The 12224-nt window shown below is 64.9% G+C and carries 10 protein-coding genes and 1 pseudogene; 6 read left to right on the top strand and 5 right to left on the bottom strand.

Annotated elements, in window-relative coordinates; all coding sequences use genetic code 11:
* The first annotated feature begins 70 nt into the window (after window positions 1–70).
* Entirely contained in the window at window positions 71–685 is a 615-nt protein-coding gene (locus A3E1_RS0103435; RefSeq protein ID WP_020519342.1) for a hypothetical protein, read from the top strand.
* 290 nt (window positions 686–975) lie between these two features.
* On the opposite strand, the gene A3E1_RS47655 is transcribed toward A3E1_RS0103435, so the two are convergent.
* Window positions 976–1311 carry a hypothetical protein gene (locus tag A3E1_RS47655; protein ID WP_169454361.1) on the bottom strand — a complete coding sequence of 112 codons (336 nt, stop codon included), beginning with the start codon at window positions 1309–1311 and terminating at the stop codon, window positions 976–978.
* On the opposite strand from A3E1_RS47655, the pseudogene A3E1_RS49035 reads away from it, so the two are divergent.
* From A3E1_RS49035 to A3E1_RS0103410, 4 genes and pseudogenes are all read left to right on the top strand, one after another.
* Window positions 1225–1788: pseudogene (locus A3E1_RS49035) on the top strand (DUF4262 domain-containing protein); the annotation flags it as partial. The gene A3E1_RS47655 and the pseudogene A3E1_RS49035 sit on opposite strands and share 87 nt — an antisense overlap.
* Before the next feature lie 462 nt (window positions 1789–2250).
* On the top strand, window positions 2251–2361 hold the full coding sequence (locus A3E1_RS48240) for an LPXTG cell wall anchor domain-containing protein (RefSeq protein WP_245571071.1): 111 nt from the start codon (window positions 2251–2253) through the stop codon (window positions 2359–2361).
* Between the two features lie 771 nt (window positions 2362–3132).
* The gene (locus tag A3E1_RS0103415; protein WP_157631279.1) at window positions 3133–4131 is read left to right on the top strand and encodes a hypothetical protein; all 999 of its coding nucleotides are present in this window, start codon (window positions 3133–3135) and stop codon (window positions 4129–4131) included.
* A 192-nt stretch (window positions 4132–4323) separates the two neighbouring features.
* A complete protein-coding gene (locus tag A3E1_RS0103410) occupies window positions 4324–4794 on the top strand; it encodes a GNAT family N-acetyltransferase (RefSeq protein WP_020519337.1) in 471 nt (156 codons plus the stop codon).
* 671 nt (window positions 4795–5465) lie between these two features.
* Here the strand turns inward: A3E1_RS0103410 and A3E1_RS0103405 are convergent.
* Genes A3E1_RS0103405 through A3E1_RS0103395 form a run of 3 tightly spaced genes read right to left on the bottom strand, consistent with a single transcriptional unit; the run spans window position 5466 to window position 10576 of the window.
* The gene (locus tag A3E1_RS0103405) at window positions 5466–8786 is read right to left on the bottom strand and encodes a S8 family peptidase (protein ID WP_020519336.1); all 3321 of its coding nucleotides are present in this window, start codon (window positions 8784–8786) and stop codon (window positions 5466–5468) included.
* Entirely contained in the window at window positions 8720–9994 is a 1275-nt protein-coding gene (locus tag A3E1_RS0103400; protein WP_020519335.1) for a CU044_5270 family protein, read from the bottom strand. Before A3E1_RS0103400 ends, A3E1_RS0103405 begins: the two co-directional genes overlap by 67 nt.
* A 9-nt stretch (window positions 9995–10003) precedes the next feature.
* On the bottom strand, window positions 10004–10576 hold the full coding sequence (locus tag A3E1_RS0103395; RefSeq protein WP_157631278.1) for an RNA polymerase sigma factor: 573 nt from the start codon (window positions 10574–10576) through the stop codon (window positions 10004–10006).
* A 596-nt stretch (window positions 10577–11172) separates the two neighbouring features.
* Here A3E1_RS0103395 and A3E1_RS48775 point away from each other — a divergent pair.
* Window positions 11173–11295 (top strand): hypothetical protein, encoded by a 123-nt coding sequence (locus A3E1_RS48775; protein ID WP_281167356.1) that lies wholly within the window; start codon window positions 11173–11175, stop codon window positions 11293–11295.
* Between the two features lie 30 nt (window positions 11296–11325).
* Here A3E1_RS48775 and A3E1_RS46875 read toward each other — a convergent pair whose 3' ends face one another.
* Window positions 11326–11580 carry a hypothetical protein gene (locus A3E1_RS46875; protein WP_157631277.1) on the bottom strand — a complete coding sequence of 85 codons (255 nt, stop codon included), beginning with the start codon at window positions 11578–11580 and terminating at the stop codon, window positions 11326–11328.
* Window positions 11581–12224 lie beyond the last annotated feature (644 nt).

Genomic DNA, 12224 nt, shown 5'->3' with positions numbered 1-12224 from the left:
GTCTGTACGGCGATGGATCTCTCGCACTTGAGGCCGGTGATGGGACGCCGAAGGAAAGGACGGGCAAACAATGGTCGTACCAAAGGCCGAAGGCTACTGGACGAAACATGGGCGCTTCACCGATGCCGCAATTTTTGTTCTCCCCGTCCATGTGGACCGGATGGAAGAACTTGACGCCCTAGATGGCGGTACGCCGCCAGATTCCTCCTGGATAGATCCCGATATCGCCGAAGTCGTACAGGAGATACATCAAGATGGCGCCCATTTCTGCCCGGTTCCGGCGGGCCGGGGGGCATCCGGCGTAGCTGTCGGGCTGGAGATCCTCGGCGTGGTAGCAGATGCGGGCGGCGCAATAGCCTTCCTGGTTGGCGCGGCAGCCCTGACAAAACGGATCTGGACAAAGCTTCAGAGCACCAAGCGAGGAATCATCAGCTTATCGAGCGGTGCAGCAGCGTTACTGGCGCTTCACGACGCAGCCAGCCGTCTCACTTCAGCGAACGTTCGGCTCGTTAGCTTCGGCGCTGTCGACCAGGGGTGCGGGCCGTCTTACTCAGAATTCGACCTCTATTGGGCCGTGATAGAAGTCGCCGACTTCGAGGTCATCGAGTTTTACCTCATCACAGACCAAGGGAACGTCACGTTCGCGGGACGGGCTGCACGTCCAGTCAGCCCGCATGACCGATGAGCAAATCAACGGCAGCGCGCTCGGCCGACGCTCCAAAAAATGGTTCGTTTGGATCGGCCTGATCACCGGGGATCAGGGCTAGGCAATCCCATTCCAATTAGGACACACGGCCAGCAGAAACGATGAGCGAGGCTAGTCCGCGGTATCTGTCAACGACGCTAGTGCAGCAGGCATTGGCATGACCGCCGCGGTGTTCGGTCTCGCCGTCGCGGCGAAGGGCGGCTGGTGGTGAAGCCAGAGCAGGCCCGAAAGCTGTCGGGGCATGTGCCAATGGTGCGGCAGGCCAAGATTCACGGTATGCGTGCCGATGCACTGATCTCCCACGTTAACTGGAAGCTGATCGTTGGTTCGCCTGCAAGCAGATTGTCGACCTCATGACGGCCCACACCGGTAAACCGGTGCGCACCAACGGCTGCGACTAACGGCACCTGACAGCGGCCAGCAAGTCCGGCATACTTCTTAACCTTCTCATCGACGGCATCCGTCAAACGACTAGCGTGCACCGGCCCGGCGATCTCGCTTGGCGCGGCCAGCTGAGCATGCAACGGTCTTGCCGAGCCCAGCGGAAAGCCAAACCGGTCGGCAAGCACTACAAACCTGGAGCCGCAGCTGCTGACCGACGTCACGTGGGCCGATCCCAGAAGCGCAGCCTTGACGTCGCGTGCAATCCGCTTAGCGGTTGCTCCATCCCGGTGGCCGCAGCCGAACTTTCCCATTGCCTTGGATGGCAAGCACGACACCGACCGGTATCGCCGCGATGCGCTGCTCAAGGTCGTGCCACGCGCGGATCCTGCCACTGCATGGTTTGCCGCGGGCCGGTCGAAGGTGGTTCCTGGGCGAGCCGCGATGAGCGAACCGCCCAGTGCATTGCCGAATACGGCTGGAATGTGATTGGAATTTTCAGCGATACGACGCCAGGGTGGGCCTACTCCGTTGGCTTGTGGCATTCGCTCGGCAGCCCAGAGGTAGCGGTGTTCGGGCTTGACCACCAACATGGGATGGACGTGGTGAACGCTGTCGGCTGCGACATCCGCGACGGCAACGAACTCATACCCGACCAACGCCGTCACACCGTCGCCGGTGGGCCGATCGTTGTCGTCCGGCCCGTGCATTCGACCGGCGCCACCCTGCAAGGCCGCGCCCTGGCACAAACCGAAGCCGTCACACTGGACACCAACACCATCACCGAACCGATATGCATCGCACCATCACCTACCGCGAGCCCAACAGGTTCCCCGACCGGTAGCCCAACAGGCAGTCCCACCGGTTCGCCGACAGGAAGCCCAACTGGCAGTCCAACGGGCAGTCCCACAGGTTCCCCGACCGGCAGCCCCACAGGTTCGCCAACAGGAAGCCCAACTGGTTCCCCGACCGGCAGCCCAACAGGAAGCCCAACTGGCAGTCCCACCGGTTCGCCAACAGGAAGCCCAACTGGCAGTCCAACGGGCAGTCCCACAGGTTCCCCGACCGGCAGCCCCACAGGTTCGCCAACAGGAAGCCCGACCGGCAGCCCAACAGGAGGCACGGGAAGCCCGACCGGTGGCCCTGGTCAAGGAGCGGCAGAATTGCCTACAACAGGTAGCCGGCTCCTGCCCAGTCTGCTAACCGCAGGGACCATCCTCGTCATCCTGGGCGGCGCCATGCTCATCGTCCTGCGCCGGACACGCAAATCCTGATCGGTGACCCATTAATCATCCGACGGACCAGGCCACGGTCGGCATAAGACCGTAGCGAAAGGACACGCCCGCGCGGGAAGTTCCGCGCGGGCGTGCTCCGTCTAAAAGTCGCCACCCGGTACCGGCCCCCTGCGGCGGCTGGGAGCGCCCTAGTGGTCTTGAAGACCACTCATACAACAGGACATGGCCTGGCAATCTATGGGCCGAGATTCGGCTCTCTCCGTTCATTGTCCGAAGACGACAGTGCTTGCCTCATAAAGCCTGGGTGATGGCTCGCGGGGAGCCCCGGCGCACGCTTCCAATCCTGTGGAACGTCGTTCAGGCGTTTCGTGTGGGTCATTCGGCTCACGTACGCAACGGAAGGCCCCTCTATGTGTAGCCACCCGAGACTACGACCAATATGACTGTCCGGGTTTAACAGGATGCCTGATTTCTGGCACGTCTGTCCGATGCAGATCCGCGTCGCAGGTACGGCGGATCTACTTCCTCATCAATAACCTGGTCGCGGTCGTCCTCTCAGCGGTCGTGACGACGCTGCTCGTCGCCTCGACGTCCGCCGATGTACCTGGACCGGGGTGGGCAGACTGTGGTCATCCTGACGGTCGCGATGGTGCGTGCGGCGAACCTGAGCGATTTTCCTGCTCTACCGCCGCACCCAGCGCTGCCCGCATTGGATGCAGGCCGAACTCACCGTCAGCATGGGCGATGACTGATGGGCTGAAAACCATTGTCTAGTGACGAGAGTGCGCGCAGTCTCTATCATCCACATTGATGCGAAAATCGTTCAGGGTCTGGTGGGCCAGGCTCTCCCGGGCGTTTGGCCTACGGTCGCTGCTAGTGGTGGTGATATTCGGGGTGCCAACGGCACTGGCGTTGTCCTACGCGGCCACCTCATCCGACTATTCGCAGAACCTCGCGCTAAATCTCGGATCGGAACTGATCGGCTCGTTTCTGATCCTCTTCGCTTTGACCCCAATGCTGCGCCGTGCCCAACGTGGACAGGTCGTCGAGCATCGGCGGATGAACTACGACTGGTTCAACGACCGGCTTTTCGGTGCGCGGAAGCGGGCAAAGATCCTGCACACGTTCTCACGCATCTTCGGGCCACCCTTCGACAGCGACTTCTTCAAGGCCGTGGATGCGCTGATCCGTGCCAAGGGGCAGGTGCAGATCCTGCTCATGCATCCGGACTCCCCGGCGGCTGGGCAGCGCACCGAAGAATTGCGGGGCCGCTGGGACGTCGCGAAAGAGATCCGGGCGAACCTGTTGCGCCTCAACCAGTACCAGCAGCAAAGAGGTCTTGAAGGCCTTGAGGTCAGGCTCTATGACGAGTCGCCGGCGGTGACCCTCTACCAGTGGGACGACCAGGGCCTCATCGCGTTCCTGCCAATCGGCGGACTGTCCGGCGACACCATCCAGCTGGAGATCTCCATGGAGTCCGGGCTGGGCGGTTTTGCGGCCAGACAGTTCGACGAGCTGTGGCAGGTCAGTTCGTCGTTCGCCGATTATCAGCTAATGCCGGTCACGGTGGGCGCCAAGACGTACCGGCCACGCTTCGTCATTCTCGACAGCACCAGCTACTTGGCCGATGGCCGTCTGATCGCAGACCTCGCCCGAGGCGGCGAATCCACCGTGCAGGCGGGCGGCCAAGTTTTGCGGGCCGAGGTGGTGCCAGGCGAGTCCACTTTGGAGGCTGAACTCAATCGGCTGTCCCAGGAAAAATACGGCCGCAAGGAAGACGCGTTCGTCGCCCTCGTACCGCTGCCGTAGTCGAGCGATCGGCAGGCTGGCCTGCGATAACTTTCGGAGCGGGCGACGGGAATCGAACCCACGCAATCAGTTTGGAAGCACACGGCTATCGTTCCAGGTCATCTTGTCCGGGACTGAATCCAGCTTTCGGAGCATCTGCCGTCTCGCTTCCACATTTCGCGTCAAACGAGACCCGCATGGCACGATCTTGGCATGACCACGCTCACCTTGGTACCAGTCGATGGCGGCAACTGGCGTGCCGTCGCCGGGCTGACCGTCGCCCCGCACCAGCGCGAGTGGGTCGCCGAACCCACCTACTACCTAGCACTTTGCCACTACAGCGAAGTGGGCTGGCAGCCGCTCGCGGTCTTGCTGAACAGTAACGTCACCGGCTTCCTCATGTGGGCGGCCGACCCGGCCGACGGGTCGGCCTGGCTGGGCGGCATCATCATCGACGCGGCCAGCCAGGGCAAAGGCATCGGCCGCGAAGCCGTACGCGCCACCGTCGCGATGCTAGCCGCCGAGCATGGCTTCACCAGCTTCGCCCTTTCCTACGAGCCGGCCAACGAAGCCGCCCGCCGCTGCTACGCCGCCCTGGGCTTCACCGAAACCGGCGAAACCGAAGACACTGAACTCGTCGCCCGCCTCCAACTCCCGCCCAACACTCCACCCCCGGCCTCGTAGTTCTTCAGCCCCACGAGAATTTGGGGCATCCGGCGCGATTAGTCGTGCGTTGCAGTGTTAGCAGCCGAATGCTCGTTGAAGGTCCGGGGTAGATGACATCAGACTGAACGTTGCTGTCCACAGGTCGCGCGGGTTGTTGTACTCGTATGCTCTGCCACTGTTGAAGGTCGCACCGATGTAGCAGGCGCTGCGACAACAGAATTCACATACCCAGGGAGACACCGACATCTCGGCCGGCTGAACCGATCAGGAGGACTTATCCGTTGCATCTTCTTGGAAGTCCTGCCGCTGCACTTATTTCGGTGAGGCTTCTAGCAGTCACCACCCGGCCCGAAGCCATCAGCAATCCTCCGGCGGCTACAGCCGGGATGCGATCCTTGCCTCGCTCGGTCAGCAGCTCGCTCATCGCGCCTATCACGTTGCGCCGCTTACGTTGCGCGTCCGGCTTCGGGGCGGCCGCTACCAGGCATGTGCATCACCTTTCGCGGCATCGCGCCGCATAAGGATTGGCCGCAGCCAAGCACACGATCTCCTCCGGGGTCCGCAGGCGGGGTTTCGGCTGCCGGGGCAGGTTTCCGCCTGGGTGCTGCAGTTTACACACCGCCAGGCTGCGGTTGACACAGCGAGTGTCCAGCCGGTGCCGGGCACCGGCTGGACCGCCCGATGAGCGATCAGCGTAGACCGTAGGCCCGCACAATCTCCAGCCTCGCGGTAATGCCACGGTCGGTGGACGCTGTCGCCCGTAGTGAGACGAACTTCGCGCCCGTTGGGTGCGCGACGGTGACCCTGCGGTCCGTCCCGCTGCCGGTAACCTTTGCTGGATACCAGGTTTGGCCGTCGTCGAAGGAGACGTCGACGGTCAGCGTGGTCACCTGGCCGGCGTCGGCACCGGGTGCCTGGCTGACCGACACCGGGAACGTCATCAGCCGTCCCGCTGGTGCCAGGTTGTGTTCATCGAGGGCCGGCCGGAAACCGATGGCCAGCAAGGGCAGGACCTCATTGTCCACTTTGGACGAGGTGAAGGTCCATGCCGCCGACAGCCGGGTCGACAGCGACGACACGGTGCGCGTGGCGGTGGCCTCCACACGGTATGCGCCGGGATCGTCCGGGACGGGGAACCAATCAGCCTGGTACGGCGACTCGCCGATGAGTGTGCCGTCCTTGTAGAGCGCCAGCCGCATCGTGTCGGTCACGCTTACGCCTGCCTGGCCACCTGGGCCGCTGCCGAACAGCGGTACCCCGGCATACAGCCAGGTTCCGGATCTGGCCAGATAGGGCACGAACTCAGAGTGGTCAATCAGCGTCGGGGCGAACACGGCAGCGTTCCACCGTCGCTGTGTCTCGCCGCGCCGGTAGGTGACGGGGGCGGAGTAGTAGCCGATGTCTGGGTCGCTGTCGGCTGGTCCCTGGCCGCCGTGCCATAGCCCCACCGCGGCTTGCGTGTTCAGGCCTGCAGTGACGAGCTGGGTGATAGTGCCGGGCACCGCGAGCGGTCCGACCGAGTTGAGCCATGCCTGCTGGTCCGGTCCGCTCTTGGCGATGCGGTGGGTGATGCGGGCCAGTTCGCTGTCGCGTATGCGCGGTGTCAGACTGGCCGGGACGCTGCCACCGTGTGTCCAGCTCAGCTGGTAGGCGTACGGGGAGCCGGTAAAGCCACCGTTGCCGTCGGAGCGGCCTGCCGAGGCGATCTGCTGATAGGTGAACTGGCCGGCCGGCGCCGATGTGCTCGACGGAATGACCGTGAGCCGCTCCGGTGACCCGATCGTCTCGTCGCTGTCGACTTGCCCGGCGACGGTACGGAAGAACCCGATCAGGCACGCCCCAGCGAGTTTGGCGTCTGGCCGGTCCAGCCGGAACCCGATCTGTTTGGCCTTACGCGCGTCGACCACCAGGGTGCGGGGCCCGTTCACGACGTAGGCAGGTTCGGCTGCCAGCGCGTGGGAGAACTGGTCATTCCCGGCTGGTGTGCTGACATGTGCGATCACGAAGTAGGTGCCTTTAGGTACCCGGATCGTTGGGGCGCCGTCGGCCACGATCGCGTGGTAGTAGCCGGTGTCGACGTTTTTGAAGGTGGCGCCCAGCTCGTAGGGTTTGCCGCCGGACGGGCCGAACCCGGTGACCCTCACGTCGTAGCTTTCCACCTCCCGGGTCAGTGTTACGGGGGTATGTATCGCCGTTTCGCCAGCCGTACCAACGATCGCGCCCTCGTAGAGGCCGTCCGGTGCGTCCACTTGGGTGTCCGCGGTCAGCCGTGCCGTCGCCGTGCCGTGTGCGGGTACCACGAGTTCGGCTGGTGTCACCGTGAACATGCCTGCGGGCGCGTCGCCTGCTGGACCGCGCATCCGTGGTGACAACGCCACGGTGACCGGTGTGTCCCCGTCGTTGTGGTAGGTCAGGGTGGTGTTGATCGGCTGGTCGTCGCCGTGCGGCCACTGCGCGATACCGGCGTCCACACTGGACGGTGTGGTGAAAAGCGGCTGCTGTACAGCCCGGCCCACATCGATGCGCCCGGCGCCCTGAGTGTGGACGCTGACCCCGTCGGTCGCGGTGGCGCTTGCCATCAGGACACCTTTGAGCTGCTCGGCCCGCCAGCCTGGATGCTGCCCGGCCAGCAGCGCCGCCGCGCCGGACACGTGTGGCGTGGCCATCGAGGTACCCGACAGCGCCACGTAGTGCCCGTCGACCACGGGAAGCTGGGTTGCGATCTGCGATCCGGGTGCCAGCGCGGAAACGACGCCGACTCCGGGCGCCATGACGTCAGGCTTAATCCCCGCGCGTTCGCGGCTCGGCCCACGGCTTGAAAAGCTGGCCGGCGCGTCATGGCGGTCCACCGCCCCGACGGTCAGGGCCAGCTCGGCGGTACCCGGGCTGTTGATACTGCCCTCACCGGGCCCGCTGTTGCCCGCCGCGACAACGAAAAGCGCGCCCGTCTGCCGGGTGAGCCGGTCGACGGTGGCGGCTATCGGGTCGTCGCCGCTCGTGGCGAACGCGCCAAGGCTCATGGACACGATCCGCGCTCCCTGCGCGGCGGCCCACTCCATACCGGCGATTAGCCACGACTCGTAGCCGAAGCCGCGGTCGTCGAGGACCTTGGCGTTGAGCAGCGTCGCTTCCGGTGCCACGCCTTTGTATTTGCCGCCGGATGCGGCTCCGTCGCCGGTGACGATGCCCGCGACATGGGTGCCGTGGCCAACCAGATCGCGGGTGCCGGAGGTACTGCCCGTGAAGTCCCGCTCGCCAACGACAGCGCCGGCCAGATCGGGATGCGTGGTGTCGATACCGGTATCGAGCACCGCGACCGTGACGCCCGCGCCGGTGTGCCCCGCCTGCCATGCGGCCGGGGCGCCGATTTGCGGCACGGTGCGGTCGAGTTGGGCGGTGACCTTGCCATCGAGCCAGACCCGGGTCACCCCGCCGGTGAGGGCGCCTGCGGTTGCGGCCGGGCGAATGGCGGACCAAAATCTTGTCGCGTCACGCTTTTCCAGCATGACCGCGGCGCCGTCGATGCTTGGCAGCGCCCGCCCGGCCCTCAGCCCGGTGGCGGCGCCAGAAACCAGCAATGGCAACGTATTGCGGCTGCGGTCGTCGTAGCCGTAGTCCAGGAGCAACGACACGTCGAACAGCCGCTGATCGACCAGTTTCGCGGCCAGCAACGCCTCGGCGTCGGCCGGAACAACGTAATGATGGCCGTGGCGGGTACGGTGCTTGAATCCCATGGCAAGGCGGCCTTTGCCCGGCTCAACGGTGACCACCCGCAGGCCAGTACCGGATGGCTGGACCAGAACCCGGTCACCCGTGACGAGAGTGACCCACCGCGCGAGCGGATCGCCAGCCGGCACGGCAGCCCCCACCGGGGTGACACTGGCCGCCAGCGAGCCCGCCGCGACCACAGCAACCATCGTGCACGCCCACAGGCGCCGAAGCCCTAGCATGCCGGCCTCGCCACCCAGCCGGGAGAAAGCGGCATCGCCGGCGGCTCGTCGTCGGTCCACCGGACACTCTCGACAAGCTCATACGCCACAACGGATCCCGCCGGCACCCAGCTCATGTAATCGGCCGGGCGCAGCGCCCGGTCCTGACGGCCCAGAACCGCGCCGGTGTCCGGATCGAACAGCAGGCTTACCTCCATGGGGCCGCCGGAGTCCGCCCTCTGCTCCTCGACGGTGTCATTGCGGTCGACAGAAACAGCGACGCCTGAGCGTCCTTTCGCATCGGTCACCGTGCCCAGCGAACGGATTCCCGGCACCCCCGCAAGCACCCGGAACGCGGCGGCGCGAACAGCTGGGGTGACAGGTGTTCCGAGAACCAGGGTCAGTACCGCGTCGAACAGGGACTCGCCGGTTTCCACGGGGTTACCTCGTGGCAGATTCTGCTTTTCGATGATGCCGAGCAGCCATGCCCGCAACGCGTCCGGGTCTGATGGCAAGGCGCGGATCTGTTCTGCGGTCAGGTTTTCGCCGACGACCGTGAACAACGGGAAGTACGGCGGCCGGGAGCTCGGCCTGACCTGCACGCTGCCGTTTGGCCCGCTCGCGGAAGGCGGGCTGTCCAGTGAGATGCGCACGCCGGTTTCGGGCCCGCCCGGCGCAGCGGTGTAAACCCGGCTCGGGTCACAATCGCCGGCCGGCCAACTCGCCGGCGAGCCGGCGGCACGCCAGGCGGCTTTGTCCTTATCGGACGCTGGCTCAGCACCCGCCCACCGGGACACGAGGACGTAGTCCTTGCCCGGCACGAGTGGCTTCCAGCTCGACTGCGTACGGCGGGTCATGATGGCATAGCGGTTGTCGTTGGGGCCAACAGGAAACAGCGATCCGAGCTCCACAGTGGACACCCAATAGGTGCGTGCCCCGGGGGCCTGCTGCTGTTGCGCCTGCTCGGCGGCGACAAGTAGCAGCTGGGGAGCGTTCGTGCTGTCCCAGGTGCGGGCCTTCGACGAAGGTACCGATGGTGAAGTAACTTGGTTCGGCGCGCCACTGTTCAGGCTGAGCGCCACCACGGTGATGACGACCAGCACGGTTGCCAAGGCTGGCACGAGGATCGGCGCGCGCAGGCGCAATGTCCACCGAGTCCGGGCGGGCCGGGTGGTTTCGGTTGCCTGGGCCGCGGCCAGCTGAATCAGGGCCGCCCGGGACCGCGCGATCATCTCCGGTGAGGGTGGGGCGGCCGGTCGCGCTCCGGCGAGCAGTTCGAGTTCATCCATGATGATCAGTCACCTTTGGTTGGTGGGGTCGAAGTCGTTTAGTGCGGCCCGCAGCCGGCGCCGCGCCCGGTGCATCCGGGAACCGACCGTGCCGACGGGGATGCCAAGTGCCGCAGCGGTTTCGTCGTGGGAAAGTTCGCCCCACACGATGAGGAGCAGCGCGTCGCGGTCGCCTGGCGAGAGGTCAGCGAGGGCTGCCACGAGCGCGTCGCGGGCCGCTCCCGCGAGGATCCGGGAATCGGCCCGTTCCTCATCGCTGGTATAGACGGGCTCAGCCGCAGCGCGGGCATGCGCGCGGTAGCCGCGCTCCTCCGCGCGATGGTGTCCCCGGATCTGATTGGTCGCGATCCCGTACAGCCACGCACGCACCGAGCCACGCGCCGGGTCAAACCGGTTCCGCTCGCGGAACGCGATGAGAAAAGTCTCGGCTGCCACATCGTCGCTCGCTGCTCCCCCGAGGCGCCGCGCCACGTACATGTGCAACGGCGTGAAGTAACGTTCGAACAACACAGCGAAACGCTCAGGATCGGCGCGCGATCGCGCGAGCACCTCAGCGTCGTCGACATCCGTCACCGTTTCCATCCAGCTCCCTTCCTTGGCCATGTCCCTGTTCACCGCTTATTGACCTAAAGGGATGTCGATCTTCACGACTACCGACAGCGCGGCCCCGGTTGCCGGGCTTGGACAGCTCGTTGATGAAGATTTTGGCCCACTGTGACCAGCCATAGCCCTGGCCGTGATCGGTCACTTAGGCCGCGCGCCTCATCCGGTACCGGAGAAGCGGCTGGCGAACCCATCTCTTTGAACAGCCGGAACCGATCTTCCGTGCCGCACTGCTCCGTCCGGACACCTCGGGCTTCCCTGTGCTGAAGCTGAGTCGAGACGACCGCAGCGAAGGTGGCAATCAAACCACCGAGTGCGGTCGAGAAAAGTGACTCCCACAACGGCATGCAGATATCCCACAGTGGGGATGATCGAAGCGAAGGAATGTACAGATTGGGCGGAGCCGGGGTCACTCAATGATTACGTTCTGACACAACAACGCGGAGTCACGGCCGGGCCGGGTGGCAATGAACCGACTTACGGTCCCGGCAACAGGGCAGACGCTCTGGGCCGGCAGACGGATCGTAGAGCAGCGGGCCCACCCGACCGCCTCAGCCCGGGCTCACTTTGCAATCGTGCGGATTGAGGAGGCGATCGCCCGGCTCGTGGCTGAGGCGCCACCGCTCAGCAAGCAGCAGCGGGTGCGGCTGGCAGAAATCTTCGCAGAGGCGCGCCGGGATCACCGCCCACAGCGATAGCTGACGCGGGTGCCGCATGGGACTTGACGTTTAGCTGCCGCCACGGCTGGCGCGGGCACTGGGCAGCTTCAGGTGGGTACCGCCCGGAAACAGGCTGTCGTGCAAGGGATATTGCGCGTTTGGGTTCGGCAGCTCAAAGATCCAGCACGGCTCCGGTTTCCACGGCGCCCACCGGTGCAGGACGTAGACCGCTGACACCCGGGTGTTGTTGCTACGGTTGCCGGTGCGGGAGGTAAAGAATCCTGCGTTGCCGTAGACGGTTACCAGACGTCGTCGATATCGCAAGTTAGGTCGTGATTGGACACGACGACCACGAATGGGCGGTCCTGCAGGTCACTGGAAAAGCCTGCTGGCCTGAACAGGCTGGCCACCGAGTCCGACCCTACGAATTCGCCGCTTGTGCAGAGTCGGAAGTCGGTGGGCATGGTGGCGCAGGTTTCCTCATAGGCCACGCGGTAGCGCTGGCTGAGCATTGAGTGCACGTAAAGTTCATCGATTGCCGACTGATGCGTGATGTCGTCAGTGTTACGCAGCCTGGCGAGTAGGGCACCGCCGCGGTCTGGGAACGCCGCATACCAGCTGTTGATCCAGTCACGGGCTAGCCGTATCTCGTCAATGTCCCGGCGCAGGTAAGCGTCGACCTGTGGTTCGAGTGAGCCCAGCGGTGCCAGCTTCGGATGCCGGGCGGCGCGAACACCAGCTCCTGGTTCATTCCCGAAACGTTACGCGCGACATACCCATACGCACCATCGATATTGGACCACCGGGACTGCTGGCGGTTGAGTGGATAGCGGAGTCATCAGTAATGTTTCGTACGAGCCCCGGCTGGACCCGGCAGCGCTGTTGAGATCAGCCTTTCGCGCTACCGAGGTCTTGGACGCCGGGTGGCCTTCGCGGCTCGCCCGTCAAACCGGCCAGGCCATTCCCCC

Origin of the sequence: Catelliglobosispora koreensis DSM 44566 (assembly GCF_000379685.1) — a bacterium.
Taxonomy (GTDB): Bacteria; Actinomycetota; Actinomycetes; order Mycobacteriales; family Micromonosporaceae; genus Catelliglobosispora; species Catelliglobosispora koreensis.
The sequence above is the reverse complement of the archived record's forward strand: the minus strand, read 5'-3'. Positions and strand labels throughout refer to the sequence as shown.

Excerpts from the sequence above, each read along its gene's own strand:
- A3E1_RS0103400 (WP_020519335.1), bottom strand. The coding sequence starts at position 9,994 with ATGGATGAACTCGAACTGCTCGCCGGAGCGCGACCGGCCGCCCCACCC.
- A3E1_RS0103415 (WP_157631279.1), top strand. The coding sequence starts at position 3,133 with ATGCGAAAATCGTTCAGGGTCTGGTGGGCCAGGCTCTCCCGGGCGTTT.
- A3E1_RS0103410 (WP_020519337.1), top strand. The coding sequence starts at position 4,324 with ATGACCACGCTCACCTTGGTACCAGTCGATGGCGGCAACTGGCGTGCC.
- A3E1_RS0103435 (WP_020519342.1), top strand. The coding sequence starts at position 71 with ATGGTCGTACCAAAGGCCGAAGGCTACTGGACGAAACATGGGCGCTTC.
- A3E1_RS0103395 (WP_157631278.1), bottom strand. The coding sequence starts at position 10,576 with ATGGAAACGGTGACGGATGTCGACGACGCTGAGGTGCTCGCGCGATCG.